The 17,443-nt window shown below is 70.4% G+C and carries 17 protein-coding genes; 15 read left to right on the top strand and 2 right to left on the bottom strand.

Annotation, left to right across the window (positions count from 1 at the left end; translation table 11 throughout):
- Nucleotides 1–22: 22 nt before the first annotated feature.
- The 8 genes from rpe to WBA97_RS30875 all read left to right on the top strand — a co-directional run bounded on the left by rpe (nt 23) and on the right by WBA97_RS30875 (nt 7,149).
- The gene (gene rpe / locus WBA97_RS30910; protein WP_424234523.1) at nt 23–700 is read left to right on the top strand and encodes a ribulose-phosphate 3-epimerase; all 678 of its coding nucleotides are present in this window, start codon (nt 23–25) and stop codon (nt 698–700) included.
- 2 nt (nt 701–702) lie between these two features.
- Nucleotides 703–1,350: a riboflavin synthase gene (locus tag WBA97_RS30905; protein ID WP_424234492.1), complete on the top strand. Its 648-nt coding sequence runs from the start codon at nt 703–705 to the stop codon at nt 1,348–1,350.
- Between the two features lie 63 nt (nt 1,351–1,413).
- Nucleotides 1,414–2,655 carry a bifunctional 3,4-dihydroxy-2-butanone-4-phosphate synthase/GTP cyclohydrolase II gene (locus tag WBA97_RS30900; protein WP_424234491.1) on the top strand — a complete coding sequence of 414 codons (1,242 nt, stop codon included), beginning with the start codon at nt 1,414–1,416 and terminating at the stop codon, nt 2,653–2,655.
- A gap of 396 nt (nt 2,656–3,051) precedes the next feature.
- A complete protein-coding gene (ribH, locus tag WBA97_RS30895; protein ID WP_424234490.1) occupies nt 3,052–3,549 on the top strand; it encodes a 6,7-dimethyl-8-ribityllumazine synthase in 498 nt (165 codons plus the stop codon).
- On the top strand, nt 3,549–3,983 hold the full coding sequence (locus tag WBA97_RS30890) for a PH domain-containing protein (protein ID WP_424234489.1): 435 nt from the start codon (nt 3,549–3,551) through the stop codon (nt 3,981–3,983). Before ribH ends, WBA97_RS30890 begins: the two co-directional genes overlap by 1 nt.
- A 227-nt stretch (nt 3,984–4,210) precedes the next feature.
- On the top strand, nt 4,211–5,287 hold the full coding sequence (locus tag WBA97_RS30885) for a S1 family peptidase (RefSeq protein ID WP_424234488.1): 1,077 nt from the start codon (nt 4,211–4,213) through the stop codon (nt 5,285–5,287).
- 157 nt (nt 5,288–5,444) lie between these two features.
- Entirely contained in the window at nt 5,445–5,933 is a 489-nt protein-coding gene (locus tag WBA97_RS30880; protein ID WP_424234487.1) for a Rieske (2Fe-2S) protein, read from the top strand.
- Nucleotides 5,934–6,120: 187 nt separating this feature from the next.
- Nucleotides 6,121–7,149, top strand: a complete 1,029-nt coding sequence (locus WBA97_RS30875) for a GDSL-type esterase/lipase family protein (protein ID WP_424234486.1) — start codon at nt 6,121–6,123, stop codon at nt 7,147–7,149.
- 57 nt (nt 7,150–7,206) lie between these two features.
- Here WBA97_RS30875 and WBA97_RS30870 read toward each other — a convergent pair whose 3' ends face one another.
- Entirely contained in the window at nt 7,207–8,169 is a 963-nt protein-coding gene (locus tag WBA97_RS30870; RefSeq protein WP_424234485.1) for a peptidoglycan-binding protein, read from the bottom strand.
- Nucleotides 8,170–8,321: 152 nt separating this feature from the next.
- On the opposite strand from WBA97_RS30870, the gene uvrC reads away from it, so the two are divergent.
- From uvrC to whiA, 4 genes are all read left to right on the top strand, one after another.
- Nucleotides 8,322–10,268: an excinuclease ABC subunit UvrC gene (gene uvrC / locus WBA97_RS30865; protein WP_424234484.1), complete on the top strand. Its 1,947-nt coding sequence runs from the start codon at nt 8,322–8,324 to the stop codon at nt 10,266–10,268.
- Nucleotides 10,265–11,155, top strand: coding sequence for an RNase adapter RapZ (gene rapZ, locus WBA97_RS30860; RefSeq protein ID WP_424234483.1), 891 nt, complete (start codon nt 10,265–10,267; stop codon nt 11,153–11,155). Before uvrC ends, rapZ begins: the two co-directional genes overlap by 4 nt.
- A gap of 127 nt (nt 11,156–11,282) precedes the next feature.
- Nucleotides 11,283–12,251, top strand: a complete 969-nt coding sequence (locus WBA97_RS30855) for a gluconeogenesis factor YvcK family protein (RefSeq protein WP_424234482.1) — start codon at nt 11,283–11,285, stop codon at nt 12,249–12,251.
- Nucleotides 12,252–12,327: 76 nt separating this feature from the next.
- Nucleotides 12,328–13,314, top strand: coding sequence for a DNA-binding protein WhiA (gene whiA, locus WBA97_RS30850; RefSeq protein WP_424234481.1), 987 nt, complete (start codon nt 12,328–12,330; stop codon nt 13,312–13,314).
- 72 nt (nt 13,315–13,386) lie between these two features.
- On the opposite strand, the gene WBA97_RS30845 is transcribed toward whiA, so the two are convergent.
- Nucleotides 13,387–14,049, bottom strand: a complete 663-nt coding sequence (locus tag WBA97_RS30845) for a hypothetical protein (RefSeq protein WP_424234480.1) — start codon at nt 14,047–14,049, stop codon at nt 13,387–13,389.
- 357 nt (nt 14,050–14,406) lie between these two features.
- Here WBA97_RS30845 and gap point away from each other — a divergent pair, with 357 nt between their 5' ends.
- Genes gap through tpiA form a run of 3 tightly spaced genes read left to right on the top strand, consistent with a single transcriptional unit; the run spans nt 14,407 to nt 17,400 of the window.
- Nucleotides 14,407–15,411 carry a type I glyceraldehyde-3-phosphate dehydrogenase gene (gene gap, locus WBA97_RS30840; RefSeq protein ID WP_424234479.1) on the top strand — a complete coding sequence of 335 codons (1,005 nt, stop codon included), beginning with the start codon at nt 14,407–14,409 and terminating at the stop codon, nt 15,409–15,411.
- Between the two features lie 7 nt (nt 15,412–15,418).
- Nucleotides 15,419–16,618, top strand: coding sequence for a phosphoglycerate kinase (locus tag WBA97_RS30835; RefSeq protein ID WP_424234478.1), 1,200 nt, complete (start codon nt 15,419–15,421; stop codon nt 16,616–16,618).
- A complete protein-coding gene (tpiA, locus tag WBA97_RS30830; protein ID WP_424234477.1) occupies nt 16,615–17,400 on the top strand; it encodes a triose-phosphate isomerase in 786 nt (261 codons plus the stop codon). Before WBA97_RS30835 ends, tpiA begins: the two co-directional genes overlap by 4 nt.
- The last annotated feature ends 43 nt before the right edge of the window (nt 17,401–17,443 follow it).

Raw genomic sequence — 17,443 nt, 5'->3', positions numbered from 1 at the left:
CGGTGGCGTGTCTTCAACGCCGATGATCGCGCCCAGCATCCTGTCCGCCGACTTCGCCAGGCTCGCCGAGGCGACCGAGGCCGTGCGGGGTGCCGACTGGCTGCACGTCGACGTCATGGACGGTCACTTCGTGCCCAACCTCACCATCGGGCTCCCGGTGGTGAAGGCGGTCCTGGCCAGCACCGACATCCCCGTCGACTGCCACCTCATGATCGACGACCCCGACCGGTGGGCGGTCGGGTACGCCGAGGCCGGTGCGCACAACGTGACCGTCCACGTGGAAGCGGCCGCCGACCCCGTGAAGCTCGCGCACGACATCCGCGCGGCGGGCGCCATGGCCGGGCTGTCGATCAAGCCGAAGACCCCGTTCGAGCCATACGTGGAATTGCTCGGCCACTACGACACGTTGCTGGTGATGTCCGTCGAACCCGGGTTCGGTGGGCAGGAGTTCATGACCGACGTGCTGGACAAGGTCCGCAAGGCGCGGGCCATGGTCGACGCCGGTGAGCTGAGCGTGCTGGTCGAGATCGACGGCGGGATCAACGCGGACACGATCGAGCAGGCCGCGGCGGCCGGGGTCGACTGCTTCGTCGCCGGGTCCGCGGTGTTCGGCGTGGACGACCCGGTCAAGGCGATCGACGCGTTGCGAGATCTAGCACGGGCAGCGATGCCGTCGCCGCGAGACAGAAGGACGATGTAGGGGTGTTCACGGGGATCGTCGAAGAGCGCGGCGAGGTCGTCGCCGTACAGGACCTGCCGGAGGCCGCCCGCATCACGATCGCGGGGCCGCTCGTCACCAGCGACGCGAAGCAGGGCGACTCGATCTCGGTCAACGGCGTGTGCCTGACCGTGGTCGAGATCGCCGACGGGGCGTTCACCGCCGACGTCATGCGCGAGACGCTGGTGCGCAGCAGCCTCGACAAGGTCGCGGCCGGTGAACCGGTCAACCTCGAACGTGCCGCCGAGGTCGGCAAGCGGTTCGGCGGGCACATCGTGCAGGGCCACGTCGACGGGACGGGGGTGGTCCTGTCCCGCGACCCGTCGCCGCACTGGGACCTCGTGCGCATCGGCATGCCGCGCGGCCTCGCCCGCTACCTGGTCGAGAAGGGCTCGATCACGGTCGACGGTGTGTCGCTCACCGTGGTCGAGGTGACCGACGACTGGTTTTCCGTGAGCCTCATCCCGGAGACCCTGCGCGCCACCACGCTGGGTGTCCGCACCCCGGGCGACCGGGTCAACCTCGAGGTCGACGTGGTCGCCAAGTACGTCGAGCGGTTGACCTTGCCACACTTGACCGGCAACAGCGCCGCGCCGGAGCAGAATGTTGTCACGGCGGAGGAGGCCACATGAGCGGACCCTGCGGAGCGACTCATCAGTGTCCCGGACGCCATGGAACCTGCGAGGGGGCGCGTCATGAGTGACATAGCGGGCGTCGAGAAGGCGATCTCGGCCATGGCAGCCGGCCGTCCGGTGATCGTGGTCGACGACGAGGACCGCGAGAACGAGGGCGACCTGATCTTCGCGGCCGAGAAGGCCACGCCAGAACTGCTCGCGTTCATGGTCCGGTACACCTCGGGGTACATCTGTGTGCCGCTGACCGAGCCCGACTGCGACCGGCTCGACCTGCCGCCCATGTTCCACACCAACCAGGACGTGCGCGGCACCGCCTACACGGTCACCGTCGACGCCAAGGAGGGCGTGAGCACCGGCATCTCCGCCGCCGACCGCGCACACACCATCCGGCTGCTCGCCGACCGGAACGCGCAGGCGAGCGACTTCACGCGGCCGGGCCACGTGGTGCCGCTGCGTGCCAGGGAGGGTGGCGTGCTCCGCCGCCCTGGGCACACCGAGGCCGCCGTCGACCTGGCGGTGCTGGCCGGGCTGCGGCCCGCGGGGGTGCTGTGCGAGATCGTGTCGCAGAAGGACGAGGGCGACATGGCCCGCCGCGACGAACTGGAGGTCTTCGCCGCGGAGCACGACCTCACGATCATCTCCATCGCCGACCTCATCGACTACCGGCGCCGCAAGGAGAGCCAGGTCGCCCGCGTCGCCGAGGCGCGGATCCCCACCGCGCACGGCGCGTTCCGCGCGGTCGGCTACGACTCGAAGCTGGACGGTATCGAGCACATCGCGCTGGTGTACGGCGACATCGAGGACGGCGAGAACGTCCTGGTCCGCGTGCACTCCGAGTGCCTGACCGGCGACGTGTTCGGGTCGCTGCGCTGCGACTGCGGGCCGCAGCTGGACGCGGCGCTCGCCGCCGTGGCCGCCGAGGGCCGCGGTGTGGTGCTGTACATGCGCGGGCACGAGGGCCGCGGCATCGGCCTCATGCACAAGCTGCAGGCCTACCAGCTGCAGGACAGCGGCGCGGACACGGTCGACGCGAACCTGGCGCTGGGCGTGCCAGCGGACGCCCGCGACTACGGGCAGGGCGCGCAGATCCTCGTCGACCTTGGCATCAGGTCGATGCGGCTGCTGACGAACAACCCGGCCAAGCGGGTCGGCCTGGACGGCTACGGGCTCGCGATCGTGGACCGCGTGCCGCTGCCGATCCGGCCGAACGCGGAGAACCTGCGGTACCTGCGGACCAAGCGGGACCGCATGGGGCACGAACTGGGCGACCTGGACATGTACGAGGGGTCGACACAGCCCTAGTGCCCCGTCCAGGCGGATACGGCACGATTCTCTTTCGGCCCCGCCGCCCGCGTTGCCGAAAGGCCCGGGTACAACCCGGTAGGAGGACCTTCCGGCGCCTTGCCTGCGAACACCGGGATCCGCCGATAACCACCCCGATCCACCTGGACGGGGCACCAGCACAGGCGGCACACAGACTCCGGCCCTAACGTCGGGTCGCATGACAGGGAGTCACGGCGACGCCGTGAGCGGCAACACGGTGGCACTCGCGGCAGGTGTCGACACCACGACCAAGCCGACCGGCGGCGGTGCACCGGGCGGCGGACCCGGCGGCCCGCCACCACCCCGCGCCGCCGTGCCGCCACACGAAGGGGATAATTTCGGCTGTTGGCACCGTTCCCGAGGAGGCGCGCGAGCGTGAGTGGCGAAGGCCGTCCTGAGGTCGAGGTCCAGGATTGCGATGGCATCCGCCTCGCCATCGTGGCCACCAGGTGGCACGACAGGATCACGTCCACGTTGCTCGAGCGGGCACTCGCGGCCGCGGACAAGGCCGGGGTGAAGGAACCGACGGTGGTCCGTGTGCCGGGTGCCGTCGAGCTGCCGGTGGTGTGCCAGGAGCTGGCCAGGCACCACGACGCGGTCGTCGCGCTCGGGGTGGTGATCCGCGGCGGCACGCCGCACTTCGAGTACGTGTGCGACGCGGTGACCTACGGACTCACCCGGGTGTCGCTCGACGAGTCGACGCCGGTGGGCAACGGCGTGCTGACCGTGAACGACGAGAAGCAGGCGCTGGCCCGCTGCGGACTGCCGGACTCCGAGGAGGACAAGGGCTTCGAGGCGACGGTCGCCGCGCTGGACACGGCGATGGTGGTCCGCGGCCTCCGCCAGCCATGGACCGAGCGGGGGTTTGCGTGATGTTCACCGCCCGGCCGCGCAAGATCCGGGTGCTCTCGATCATCGGCGCGGTGGTCTTCGTCGCCGTGTTCACCGTGGTCGCGATCCTCCTGCGCAACACCCCGACCGGCGTGTACTTCTACCTGTCCGACCAGATCGCGATGATCGGCATCGGCGTGCTGATCGCGTGCGGCGCGCTGATGTTCGGCCGCCCCAGGGTGCGCGCGGACCTCGATGGCGTCGAGGTCCGCAACATGCTGGGCAGCCGCCGCTACGCGTGGCCGGACATCGAGTCGGTGAGCTTCCCCGACGGCTCCGCGTGGGCCCGCCTCGAACTGCCGGACGACGAGTACGTGCCGATCATGGCCGTGCAGGCGATCGACGGCGAGCACGCCGTGGCCGCCATGCGCGAGCTGCGCCGCCTGCGCCGCGAGGCCGAGCCGGTGACCCGGTAGCCCTGCGTCGCCGGGAGAGTCGTCCGGAACGGATGAACCCTACTTTCGTATTCATCCGGATGTATGCGTTGTCAGCCGGACAACCACGTTCCGCACGGCCCGCGTGGCGGAGGACTAACCGGCTGGTGGGTGTCCCTGGGGCGGTCCCTTTTCTACCGTTTTGAACGTGAGGGCGAGGACTTTTCCTCACATTCGGTAGAAGGGAATCCCTGCTCATGAAACTTCCCATGAAAGCTCTGGGTGCCCTGGCCGCCGCAGCGGCCGTGGTGCCCTTCGGGCTGACTCCCGCGCAGGCCTTACCCGCGGGCTACGGCGAGTCGGTGGCCACCGAGGCCGTCGCCACGCTCACGGCCGACGGGCTCACCACGGCCGAGGCCACCGATCTCCTGTCCGCGCAGCCCGACCTCATCGCCACCGGCGAGCGGGTGCTCGACCGGGTCGGTGCGGACTCGGCCGGCATGTACCTCGACCCGGCCTCGGCCGCGGTCGTGGTGAACGTCGTCGACTCCGCCGACGTCGCCACGGTCGAGTCGGCAGGCGCCACGGCCAGGGTCGTCGACCACAGCATGGCCGAGCTGACCGCCGCGCGGGACGCGGTGGCGAAGGTGCAGCCCGCGAACACGGCGGCGGGTATCGACGTCCGGGACAACCAGGTCGTGGTCCGGATCGCCGACACCGCCACCGGACTCGGCGCGCTCACCGCGGTGACCGAGCGCTTCGGTGACCTCGTCCGCACCGAGCACGTCGCAGGCGCGTTCGACACGGCGATCTCCGGCGGCGACGCGATCACCGGCAGCGGCGGGCGCTGCTCGCTCGGGTTCAACACGACCGGCAACACGGGCATCACCGCCGGCCACTGCACCGGATCGATCTCGTCGTGGAACGACGCGGCGGGCAACTACTACGGCCCGTCGATCGCGGCGAACTTCCCGACCCAGGACTACGGCCTGATCCGCAACGACGGTGGCCTTGCCCAGCCGGGCGACGTGAACCTGTACAACGGCGGCTACCAGGACATCAACGGTGCGGCCGACCCGTACGTCGGGCTCTCGGTCTGCAAGAGCGGCAGCACCACGGGTCTTACCTGCGGTCAGGTCACGCAGGTCGGCATCACCATCTGCTACTCGCAGGGCTGTGTGTACAACATGGCCGAGAGCACCGCGTACGTGCAGCCGGGTGACAGTGGCGGCGCGTGGTTCGCCGGCGGCACCGCGATCGGCATCACCTCGGGCATGGGCGGTGGCTACAGCTACTTCCAGCCGGTCGTCCCGGGCCTGAACCTGTACGGCGTCTCGGTGTTCTGACCCCTTTCCCGACAGATGGCCCGCCGGTGTGAACCGGCGGGCCATCCGCGTTGAGCACGGACCGTGCACACGCCGGAACTCCACGCTGAACCATTCGGCATGCGGGCGCGTAGGGCTTCGTGTAGATCGTTTGCCGAGACACCCTTGGAGGCCCGGCTTGACCGCAGTCGAACCCACCACGCCCACGAACACTCCAACGACCGGCACCCGGTCGCGCCGCGATCTTCTGTGTGGCCTGATGGTCGCGCTCGTCGCCCCGGGTGCGCTGGTCGCCGCCTGCTCCGACAGCGGCTCGTCGAGCGGTGGCACGACCACGAGCGGCGGCGGCTCGACGCCGGCGGGCGGTGGCTCCGCGCAGGGCCTCGCCGCGCTCGCCGACGTGCCGGACGGCGGCGGCCTCATCGTCGACAACCCCGGCGGGGGCAAGATCCTCCTCGCCCGCACCGGCGAGGAGGTCAAGGCCTACAACGCCGCCTGCACCCACATGGGCACCATCGTCAACGCGCCTTCCGACGGCGTCGCGGTCTGCCCGAACCACGGCAGCGAGTTCGACGCCGCCTCCGGCGCCGTGAAGAAGGGCCCGGCGACGCAGCCGCTGCCAACGGTCGAGGTCAAGGTCGACGGCGACCAGATCGTCCTCGCCTGACCTGACTGACGCTCCCCGAGTCAGAGGGTGCGCGAATAGGGCTGGCGGCATCCACCGAACCTATTCGCGCACCCTCTAACGTGAGGTCCATTCGGGTTATAGCCACCCGTGTCGCCACACCGTAGGGTGATTTCGCCGTAACCAAACGTAGGTGGGCGACCGCCGCGTGTGCTCGGGGAGTCAGGTCATGCGATCAACGAAGATCACAGCCCTCGCGTTGGGGGCGCTACTGGTGGGCGGCCTCGCCGTCGCCAGCCCGGCGGCGAGCGTTGCCGACGACCGTCCAACCGCCGTCGTGTCCCTCGGGGACAGTGCCATCTCCGGTGAGGGTGCCGGAAACTACGAACCGGGTACGGCAGGCGAGAACGGCAACTGGTGCCACCGCTCCGCCAACGCACTCGTCCACAAGACCGCCGTCGCCGACCACACGATCAACCTCGCGTGCAGTGGCGCCGAAGCCGCGAACGTGTCGCTCGCGGACACCACGCACTACACCGAGGGATCGCAGTCCCGCCGCCTGATCGGCATCGCCCAGCAGTACCGCGTCACGACCGTCGTCGTGCAGGTCGGTGCCAACGACGAGCCCGCCTTCGCGGACACGCTCCTCGGCTGCATCGCCGAGTGGTTCAACCCGTTCGGCTCCGGCTGCCGCTCCAAGCTGCGCGCCGAGTGGCCGCAGCGGGTCGCGGCCATGGCGCCGCGCGTCGAGACCGCGCTCGCCGACGTCCGCTCGGCCATGTCGCAGGCCGGCTACGCCGCCGGTTCGTACAACCTGATCCTGACCTCCTACGCGTCCCCGCTGACCGAGAACATGGACGCGACGCTGCACGGTCCGCAGGGCTGCCCGTTCAAGCTCGCCGACGCGGGCTTCGGCCGGACCGAGGCGGTGCCGCAGCTCTCCGAGGCACTGCGCGGCGCGGCGACCCGGTCCGGTGCGAAGTTCCTGGACTTCTCCCGCGCGACCGAGGGCCGCGAGGCCTGCAGCGGTGGCAGCAGCTCGTCCAGCGAGTGGCAGAACCGCGTCAAGGTCGACCCGTGGGCGTGGGTGAACGGCGGCCTCGACGCCATCGGCATCCACATGGCGCAGGAGTCCTTCCACCCGAACGCGAGGGGGCACGCGCAGCTGGGCAGGTGCGTCACCGAGTTCGTGAACTCGGGGGCGAACTCGGCGAGGTGCCTGGCCGGCTCGGACGGCAACGTCCACGCCGTCCAGTAACGGCGAATCCGTGAAGGCGCGTCCGGGATCTCCCCGGACGCGCCTTCACGTGTCCGGCTACTCGCCTCGGATCCCCTTGAGCACCTCGGCGGGCAGCTTCGGGTCGTCCAGCGCGTAGGTCGTGCCTTCCTTCCAGCCCTCGACCTTCTTGATCGCCTCGGCGAACGTCTCCATCTGGTCGTCGTCGAGGTCCGGGACCTTGGTCTCGATCGAGACCCCCATGTCCTTGGCGACCTTGCGTGCGTAGGCGTCCGGGTCGTTGGCGCCGTCACCGACGGGCGCGTACTTGTTCATCGCCTTGACGACGGTGATGTTCCCGTAGCCCTTGAGCACGGCCTTGATGGCCTCGAAGCCGGTCTGCTCGTCCGGGAACACCGCGAAACTGCCTGCCGACTTGGTGTTGGCCTTCTTGCCCGGGTACGCGCCGTACTTCTCGCCGCTGCGGATGTTCCCCGGGTTGCGGGCCCGCCACGAGATCGTGCCGTCGGAGCGCACCTCGTCGGAGAAGATGATGTAGCGCTTGCCGCCCGCGAGGACTTCGAGCCCCGGGTCGGCGGCGGACGCCGCGGCGGGCGCGGCGGGGGCGGCGGGCTGGCTGCTCTCCGCCGGGATCCACTGCGTGCCGTCCCACTGCCACTGCCCGTCCTCGGACAGCACCGGCGCCTGCGCGGGCTCCTGGGACGACTCGGCGGGCACCCACTGGGTCCCGTCCCACTGCCATTGGCCGTCCTCGGACAGCTGCCCGACCGGCATCTCCGACGACTCCGGCTCCTCGGAGTAGCCGCCGTCGGCGGGGTCCTCGATCCCGAGCGCGGTCCAGGTCTGCGGCCCGACCTGGTCCTCCTCGTAGATCCCTCGGTCGGACTGGAACGACCGCAGGGCCGTGTCGAACTCCTCGTCGTAGCTCCCGGTCGGCTCCGACCGCAGGTAACCCTCCCGCTGCAGCGCCCTGCCCGCCTCCAGCACCCAGTCCGAACACGCGTACTGGTAGCTCTCCTTGTCCAGCACCGGCAATGTCACGGCACTCACCTCCGGTAGGGAGGCTAGGAGGGGAGTCGCGGGCGGTGACCGGCCGCGAGGGCGGCCATCGGGGCAGCGATACCGCGCCGGTGTACGGGCACTTCGCGACGGGTGTGTCCGGCATTGTCGGTGGTCGGCCGTAGGCTGGGGAGGTGGCAGATCCGTCGACATATCGTCCGTCGCCGGGCACGATTCCGGACGCGCCTGGGGTCTACAAGTTCCGTGAGCCCGGTGGCCGGGTCATCTACGTTGGGAAGGCCAAGTCCCTGCGTGGCCGCCTCAACTCCTACTTCGCCGACCTGTCGGTGCTGCACCCGCGCACGCGGCAGATGGTCACCACCGCGGGCAGCGTCGAGTGGACCGTGGTCGCCACCGAGGTCGAGGCGCTCCAGCTCGAGTACAACTGGATCAAGGAGTTCGACCCTCGGTTCAACGTCCGCTACCGGGACGACAAGACCTACCCCGTCCTCGCGGTGACGCTGCACGACGAGTACCCGCGCCTGCACGTCTACCGGGGGCCGCGGCGCAAGGGCGTCCGGTACTTCGGCCCGTACGCCCACGCGTGGGCCATCCGCGAGACGCTCGACCTGCTGCTGCGTGTCTTCCCGGCCCGCACCTGCTCGTCCGGTGTCTTCAAGCGGCACGGCCAGATCGGCAGGCCGTGCCTGCTCGGCTACATCGGCAAGTGCTCGGCGCCGTGTGTCGGCCGGGTGTCCGCCGACGAGCACCGCGACATCGTCGAGGACTTCTGCGACTTCCTCGCGGGCAAGACCGACCACATGATGAAGCGCCTGGAGAAGGAGATGAACGCCGCGTCCGCCGACCTCGAGTTCGAGCGGGCGGCCCGGCTGCGTGACGACCTGTCCGCGCTGCGGCGCGCGATGGAGAAGCAGGCCGTCGTCCTCGGCGACGGCACCGACGCCGACGTCGTCGCGTTCTCGCACGACGACCTGGAGGCCGCGGTCCAGGTGTTCCACGTCCGCGGTGGCCGGGTCCGCGGCCAGCGCGGCTGGGTCATCGACAAGATCGACGAGATCGACGAGGCCGGGCTGGTCGACCAGTTCCTCATCCAGTTCTACGGCGACCAGGCCGAGCTGGCCGACGACGACGCGACCGCCGAGGCGAGCCCGGTCCCGCGTGAGGTGCTGGTGCCCGCCCTGCCAGACGACGCCGAGGCGATGAGCGACCTGCTCTCGGAGCTGCGTGGCTCGCGCGTCGCGCTCCGGGTGCCGCAGCGCGGCGACAAGCGCGCACTCATGGAGACGCTCGAACGCAACGCGAAAGAGGCCTTCCAGCTGCACAAGCTGCGCCGGGCCGGGGACCTCACCGCCCGCTCCGCCGCGCTGCAGGAGCTGCAGGACGCGCTCGGGCTGGACACCGCGCCGCTGCGCGTCGAGTGCATCGACATCAGCCACATCCAGGGCAGCGACGTGGTGGCCTCGCTCGTCGTGTTCGAGGACGGGCTGGCCCGCAAGTCCGAGTACCGCCGCTTCGCGATCAGGGAGGCGGCCACCGAGGGCGACGTCGCGTCGATCGCCGAGGTCGTCCGCCGCCGTTTCCACCGCTACCTCCAGGAGACAGGGGAGGAGCCGAGGGCGGGCATCGACCCGGAGACGGGGCGGCCGAGGAAGTTCGCCTACCCGCCGAACCTGCTGGTCGTCGACGGTGCCGGCCCGCAGGCCAACGCGGCCGCGGACGTGCTCGCCGAGATGGGCATCCAGGACGTCGCCGTCATCGGGCTCGCGAAGCGCCTTGAGGAGGTGTGGCTCCCGGCCGACCCGGAGCCGACCATCCTGTCCCGCACCAGCGAGGGCCTCTACCTGCTGCAACGGGTCCGCGACGAGGCACACCGGTTCGCGATCGCCTACCACCGGCAGAAGCGCTCGAAACGGATGATCACCTCGGCACTCGACGGCATCCCCGGCCTCGGCCAGAGCCGCAAGGCGGCCCTGCTCAAGCACTTCGGTTCGCTCAAACGGTTACGCCAGGCCACGGTGGACGACATCAGCGGTGTACCGGGAATCGGCGCGCACACGGCGGCGCTGGTACACAGTGCGCTGTCAGCCCAAACCGACAAAGAAAACGGGAGTACCTCATGACCGAGACGCCTGAGGACCACGCGCAGGGCGTGGAGGTCGCGGTGGTGACCGGCCTGTCCGGCGCGGGCCGCAGCACCGCGGCCAAGTGCCTCGAGGACCTTGGCTGGTTCGTCGTGGACAACCTGCCGCCGGAGCTGATCTCCACGATGGTCGAGCTCGGCGCGAAGGCGCAGGGCGCGGTCACGAAGGTGGCCGTGGTGATGGACGTGCGCAGCCGCGCGTTCACCGAGGACCTCGCGTCGATCATCCGGGACCTGGACGCGAGCGGGTACAAGCCGAGGGTGGTGTTCCTTGAGGCGACCGACGACGTGCTGGTCCGCCGGTTCGAACAGGTCCGCCGCGGCCACCCGATGCAGGGTGACGGCAGGCTGATCGACGGCATCAAGTCCGAGCGCGACCTGCTCGGCCCGCTGCGTGAGGACGCCGACCTGGTGCTCGACACGTCCACGCTGTCCGTGCACCAGCTGCGCGCCAAGATCGAGGACGCGTTCGGCAGCGACGCGTCGAGCACCACCAAGGTGACGGTGCTGTCGTTCGGCTACAAGTACGGCATCCCGATGGACGCCGACCTGGTGATGGACGTGCGGTTCCTGCCCAACCCGTTCTGGATCCCGGAGCTGAAGGACCTCACCGGCAGGGACGCGGACGTGCGGAACTACGTGCTCACACAGGAGGGCGCGGAGGAGTTCCTGGACCGCTACCACGAGCTGCTGCGCCTGATCGGCGCCGGCTACCGGCGGGAGGGCAAGCGGTACCTGACGCTCGCGATCGGCTGCACCGGCGGCAAGCACCGCAGTGTGGCCATCTCGGAGGAGCTGTCCCGTCGCCTCGCCGACGAGGACCGGATGGCGGTGAAGGTGGTGCACCGGGACTTGGGGCGCGAGTGAGCGCAGCTTGCGGAGCGAACCAGGTAGTGCTGAGCGCAGCTTGTGGAGCGAACCAGGTAGTGCTGAGCGCAGCTTGCGGAGCGAACCAGGTAGTGCTGAGCGGACGTTGCCAGACGACGGAGCGGTCTTGAAGGCGGTCGCCCTCGGTGGAGGGCGGGGACTGCACGCGACGCTGTCGGCGCTGCGGCGGCTGACACCGGACGTCACCGCGGTGGTCACGGTCGCCGACGACGGTGGGTCGTCCGGGCGGTTGCGGCGTGAGCTGGGCCTGTTGCCGCCCGGCGACCTCCGCAAGGCGCTCGCCGCGCTCGCCGGGGAGGACGACGAGAACTCGTTGTGGGCCACGGTGTTCCAGCACCGCTTCGGTGGCACGGGCGCACTGGCCGGGCACGCGGTCGGCAACCTGGTGCTGGCGGCGCTGATCGAGCTGCTCGACGACCCGGTCGCGGCGCTCGACGAGGCCGCGCGCCTGCTGGGGCTGAAGGGCCGCGTGCTGCCGATGTGCACCGAGCCGCTCGACATCGAGGCGGACGTGGTCGGCCTCGACGAGAACCCGGCCGCGGTGCGGCGGATCCGTGGGCAGGTCGCGGTGGCGACGACGCCGGGTCAGGTCCAGCGGATCCGGCTGCACACTGCGGGCGAGCCGGATGACGTGCCGAAGGCGTGCGCGGCGGCGGTCACGGCCGTGCTGGCGGCCGACGTGGTGCTGCTGGGCCCCGGCTCCTGGTTCACGAGCGTGCTGCCGCACCTGCTGGTGCCGGAGCTGCAGGAGGCGCTGATCGACACGGCCGCGTCCCGCATCGTGGTACTGAACCTGGTCCCTCAACCAGGGGAGACCGCTGGCTTCTCCCCTGAGCGGCATCTGGACGTACTCTGCGAGCACGCACCGCGCCTGCGGGTGGACGCGGTGATCGCCGACGCCGATTCCGTGTCGACGCCGGACCGCCTCCGGCGCGCGGCGGCAGCCCTCGGGGCGCGGCTGCGGCTGGACGCGATCGCGTCGGCCGGGACGCGGGAGCGGCATGACCCGGCGGCGCTGGCCGAGAGCCTGCGTGGCGCGTTCGAGGAGGTCAGGTCGGCGCGCGACCCGGGTTGATGGTGGGATGTACGCCTGCGTGGGAGGCGGGCCCCTGGTGGGAGGGGGCGCGCGTGGCGGGAGAGGAGCAACCAACGTGGCGATGACCGCGGCGGTCAAGGACGAGCTGAGCAGGCTCGCGGTGTCCAAGACGTGTTGCAGGCGTTCCGAGGTGTCGTCGCTGCTGCGGTTCGCGGGCGGGCTGCACATCGTCGGCGGCCGGGTGGTCGTCGAGGCGGAGCTGGACACCGGTGCGGCCGCGCGGCGGCTGCGCAAGGAGATCCACGACCTGTACGGGCACAACGCGGACATCCACGTGCTCGCGTCCGGCGGGCTGCGCAAGGGCACCCGGTACGTGGTGCGGGTGGTGCGTGACGGTGAGGGCCTCGCCCGCCAGACCGGTCTGCTCGACCTGCGGGGCCGCCCGGTGCGGGGGCTGCCGGCGGCGGTCGTGTCCGGCGGCGTGTGCGACTCGGAAGCTGCGTGGCGGGGCGCGTTCCTGGCACACGGTTCGCTTACCGAGCCCGGCCGGTCGTCGGCGCTGGAGATCACCTGCCCCGGCCCGGAGGCGGCGCTGGCACTGGTGGGTGCCGCGCGCAGGATGGGCATCCAGGCGAAGTCGCGTGAGGTGCGCGGTGCCGACCGCGTGGTGGTCCGCGACGGCGACGCGATCGGCGCGATGCTGACGCGGCTCGGCGCGCACACGTCGGTGCTGGCGTGGGAGGAGCGGCGGATGCGCCGCGAGGTCCGCGCGACGGCCAACCGCCTCGCGAACTTCGACGACGCGAACCTGCGCCGCTCGGCACGCGCGGCGGTCGCGGCGGCGGCCAGGGTGCAGCGGGCGATGGAGATCCTCGGCGCGACGGCGCCGGACCACCTGAGCGCGGCGGGCAGGCTGCGGCTGTCGAACCGGCAGGCGTCGCTGGAGGAGCTCGGCCAGCTGTCCGACCCGCCGATGACCAAGGACGCGGTCGCCGGCCGCATTCGCCGCCTGCTGGCGATGGCCGACAAGCGCGCGAAGGAGCTCGGTCTTCCGGACACCGAGTCGGCCGTGACGCCGGAGATGCTCGAAGCCGAGGTTTAGAGGGCGCGAATAGGGCATGGCGGCGCCCGTCGCGCCGAGGCGGGCATCCACCGACCCTGTTCGCGCGCCCTCTTAACGCAGCTCCTTGGCGATCAGCTCGCGGAGCCGTTCCTGCGGCATGGCAAGGAGATTCGGCATCTGCTTGTTCCACCGCTCCGCGAAGGTGGTCATGCCGGCCGCGAACTGGCGCCGGACCGGGGTCCTGGCGAAGAACAGCGCGAGTGCCGCGAACGGGCGGAAGACGTGCCTGCCCCGGAGCCGGACGACGACCTCGATCCGCCATCGGCCACCCGGCGCAGGCGCGGGGGTGACCGTGAACCTGGCGAGGCCCACCGTGTGCCGCATGCGTCCTTCGACGGCCGGTCGTCCGCCCGCGCGGGCCGCGGCCGCCCACCAGCGTTCGAAGTCGGCGTGCAGCCGGCCGGTGAAGGCGGACATCCGGCGGCCGGTGCCGGTGCCGCCCTCGAGGTCGAGCGTGCGCGGGGCGGCGGCGCTGCGCAGCAGGACCCGGCAGGTGGACGTGCCGTGCTCGTCGGTGACCTTGATCCGGCCCTCGGTGTCCGTGTGCCGGTGCCACGCGTCGACCGCGGCCTGGAGGGTGCCGTCGGCGGAGGCGTAGTTGGTGCCTGGGCCGCTGAACCGTTGGTCGAGCGCGTCCCAGCCGATGGCGACGGTGTGCTCGAACCAGGTGCGGGGGACCGGTACGACCTCGACGGTGTGGCGGAGGCGGGCCATGCCCGAAATCCTTCCATCTGAACCGGCGGGAAGCCCGGACATGGTGCGAGGCCTGCCTGATTGACCCCCACGCAATCAGGCAGGCCTCGCTTTTCCTGGGTGCCGCACCCCCCTGGCGACGAGCCGTCCCCCGCCTCGTCGCCGCTCCCAGCGTCCCCCCTACGCCAACACAAGAGCGGGGACCCAGCACCCAGATACGCCGTTGGTGAGAAAAATCCCGAGAACCACGTCCGGCCCCCGCGCGCACACCCCAACTGATTCGATACAGTTGCCTTGCCCGCACAACCCGCGACCAGGCCATCCTCGGGCGTTAGGGTGGGTGGGGCTGACGACAATCACGAGCACGAGGAGCGCACGGTGACCGTTCGGGTAGGCGTCAACGGCTTCGGCCGTATCGGCCGCAACTTCTGGCGCGCGGTGCAGGCCGGCGAGCACGACATCGAGATCGTGGCCTTCAACGACCTCGGTGATGTCGCGACCATGGCCCACCTGCTGAAGTACGACAGCGTCCTCGGCAGGCTGCCCTTCGAGGTCAAGGCGACCGACGAAGGCATCTCGGTGGACGGCAAGACCATCAAGGCCTTCGCGGAGCGCGACCCGGGCAAGCTGCCGTGGAAGGACCTCGGCGTCGACGTCGTCATCGAGTCGACGGGCTTCTTCACCAAGGGCGACGACGCCCGCAAGCACGTCGACGAGGGTGGCGCCAAGAAGGTCATCATCTCCGCGCCGGCCAAGGGTGAGGACCTCACGGTCGTCATCGGCGCCAACGAGCACCTCTACGACGGTTCGCAGACCATCATCTCCAACGCCTCCTGCACCACCAACTGCCTGGCCCCGCTGGCCAAGGTCCTCCACGATGCGTTCACCATCGAGAAGGGCCTGATGACCACGATCCACGCGTACACGCAGGACCAGAACCTGCAGGACGGCCCGCACAATGATCTGCGCAGGGCACGCGCGGCCGCGCTGAACGTCGTGCCGACCTCCACCGGCGCCGCCAAGGCCATCGGCCTGGTCCTGCCGGAGCTGAACGGCAAGCTCGACGGCTACTCGCTGCGTGTCCCGGTGCCGACCGGCTCGATCACCGACCTCACGGTGGACCTCGCCAGGGAGGTCACCCTGGACGAGATCAACGCCGCCTACCGCACCGCGGCCGAGGGCCCGCTCAAGGGCATCCTGCGCTACAGCGAGGACCCGATCGTGTCCTCCGACATCGTCACCGACCCGGCGTCGTGCATCTACGACGCGCCGATCACCAAGGTCATCGGCAACCAGGTCAAGGTCTACGGCTGGTATGACAACGAGTGGGGTTACTCCAACCGTCTCGCGGACCTGACCGCGCTCGTCGCGTCCAAGCTCTGAGGTATCGATGAAGACTCTCGACGACCTGCTCGCCGAGGGGGTGGCGGGTCGGCACGTGCTCGTGCGCGCCGACCTGAACGTCCCCCTCGATGGCGAGACCATCACCGACGACGGCCGCATCCGCGCCTCGCTGCCCACCCTCACCAAGCTGGTCGATGGCGGCGCGCGGGTGGTCGTCACCGCACACCTTGGCCGCCCCAAGGGCGAGCCGGACCCGAAGTACTCGCTCAAGCCCGTCGCGACCCGGCTGAACGAACTGCTCGACGCGACCGTGACGCTCGCGGGCGACGTGGTCGGCGACTCCGCCAGGACCACCGTGGCCGGTCTGGCGGACGGCGAGGTGGCGCTGCTGGAGAACATCCGGTTCGACGCGCGTGAGACCAGCAAGGACGAGGCCGAGCGCGGCGCGTTCGCCCGTGAGCTGGCCGCACTCGTCGGCGACGGTGGCGTGTTCGTGTCCGACGGGTTCGGTGTGGTGCACCGCAAGCAGGCCTCGGTGTACGACGTGGCCAAGCTCCTGCCCGCGTACGCGGGTGGTCTGGTGCTGGCCGAGGTCGAGGTGCTGCGCAGGCTCACCGACACGCCGGACCGGCCGTACGTTGTGGTGCTCGGCGGTGCCAAGGTGTCCGACAAGCTCGCGGTCATCGAGTCCCTGCTGCCCAAGGTGGACAGGCTCATCGTGGGCGGCGGCATGTGCTTCACGTTCCTGGCCGCCGAGGGGCTCGGGGTCGGCGCGTCGCTGCTCGAGGGCGACATGATCGAAACCTGCAAGAAGCTGCTCGCGGAGGCGGGGGAGAAGATCCTGCTGCCCGCCGACGTCGTGATCGCCGAAAAGTTCGCCGAGGACGCCGCGACCGAGTCGGTGCTCGTCGCGGACATGCGCGAGGACTGGATGGGCCTGGACATCGGGCCGATCACCGCGGAGCGGTACGCGGCGGCGCTCGCCGACGCGGGCACCGTGTTCTGGAACGGCCCGATGGGCGTGTTCGAGATGGCGCCGTTCGCCGAGGGCACCCGCACCGTCGCACAGGCCATTGTGGACGGAGACGCCTACAGCGTGGTCGGCGGCGGCGACTCGGCGGCGGCCGTGCGCGCGCTCGGCCTGCCGGACGACGGCTTCTCGCACATCTCGACCGGCGGCGGCGCGTCGCTGGAATTCCTGGAGGGCAAGGAACTTCCGGGCGTAGCGGTCTTGGAGCACTCATGAGTCGCCTGGTGTTCATCGCGGGCAACTGGAAGATGAACCTCAACCACCTCGAGGCCATCGCGCTGGTCCAGAAGATCGCGTTCTCCCTGCCGGAGAAGTACTTCGCGAAGGTCGAGGTGGCTGTCCTGCCGCCGTTCGTGGACATCCGCAGCATCCAGACGCTGGTGGACGGCGACCGGCTGAAGTTGAAGTACGGCGCGCAGGACGTGTCCCGCTACGACTCGGGCGCCTACACCGGCGAGGTGTCGGCCGTGATGCTCGCGAAGCTCGGCTGCTCGTATGTGACGGTCGGCCACTCGGAGCGCCGCGAGTACCACGCGGAGACCGACGAGCTGGTCAACACCAAGGTGAAGGCCGCGCTCAAGCACGGCATCGCGCCGATCCTGTGCATCGGCGAGAAGCTCGACGTGCGCGAGGCGGGCACCCACGTCGAGTACACCACTGACCAGCTGATCGCCGGGCTCAAGGGCGTCAAGACCGACCTGGTGTCCAAGGTGGTCGTCGCCTACGAGCCGGTGTGGGCCATCGGCACCGGCCGCGTCGCGACCCCGCAGGACGCGCAGGAGGTCTGTGGCGCGATCCGCGCGAGGCTGGCGGACAAGTACGGCCAGGAGATCGCCGAGCAGGTGCGCGTCCTGTACGGCGGCTCGGTGAAGTCCGGCAACATCGGTGACCTGGTGAAGCAGGACGACATCGACGGCGCACTGGTGGGCGGCGCGAGCCTGGACGCGGAGGAGTTCACGAAGCTCTCCGCCATGGCCGCGGGCGGCCCGCTGCCCTGACACACACGAAAAGGCGCGTTCGGGGTGGTCGACCACCCCGAAC

The organism is Actinophytocola sp. (assembly GCF_049647105.1).
Lineage (GTDB): Bacteria > Actinomycetota > Actinomycetes > Mycobacteriales > Pseudonocardiaceae > Actinophytocola.
The sequence above is the reverse complement of the archived record's forward strand: the minus strand, read 5'-3'. Positions and strand labels throughout refer to the sequence as shown.

What these genes read in the sequence shown, in the direction of transcription:
- WBA97_RS30885 (WP_424234488.1), top strand. Translation starts at nt 4,211, where the DNA reads ATGAAAGCTCTGGGTGCCCTGGCCGCCGCAGCGGCCGTGGTGCCCTTC.
- rpe (WP_424234523.1), top strand. Translation starts at nt 23, where the DNA reads ATGATCGCGCCCAGCATCCTGTCCGCCGACTTCGCCAGGCTCGCCGAG.
- WBA97_RS30890 (WP_424234489.1), top strand. Translation starts at nt 3,549, where the DNA reads ATGTTCACCGCCCGGCCGCGCAAGATCCGGGTGCTCTCGATCATCGGC.
- WBA97_RS30835 (WP_424234478.1), top strand. Translation starts at nt 15,419, where the DNA reads ATGAAGACTCTCGACGACCTGCTCGCCGAGGGGGTGGCGGGTCGGCAC.
- rapZ (WP_424234483.1), top strand. Translation starts at nt 10,265, where the DNA reads ATGACCGAGACGCCTGAGGACCACGCGCAGGGCGTGGAGGTCGCGGTG.
- WBA97_RS30900 (WP_424234491.1), top strand. Translation starts at nt 1,414, where the DNA reads ATGAGTGACATAGCGGGCGTCGAGAAGGCGATCTCGGCCATGGCAGCC.
- WBA97_RS30845 (WP_424234480.1), bottom strand. Translation starts at nt 14,049, where the DNA reads ATGGCCCGCCTCCGCCACACCGTCGAGGTCGTACCGGTCCCCCGCACC.
- WBA97_RS30875 (WP_424234486.1), top strand. Translation starts at nt 6,121, where the DNA reads ATGCGATCAACGAAGATCACAGCCCTCGCGTTGGGGGCGCTACTGGTG.
- tpiA (WP_424234477.1), top strand. Translation starts at nt 16,615, where the DNA reads ATGAGTCGCCTGGTGTTCATCGCGGGCAACTGGAAGATGAACCTCAAC.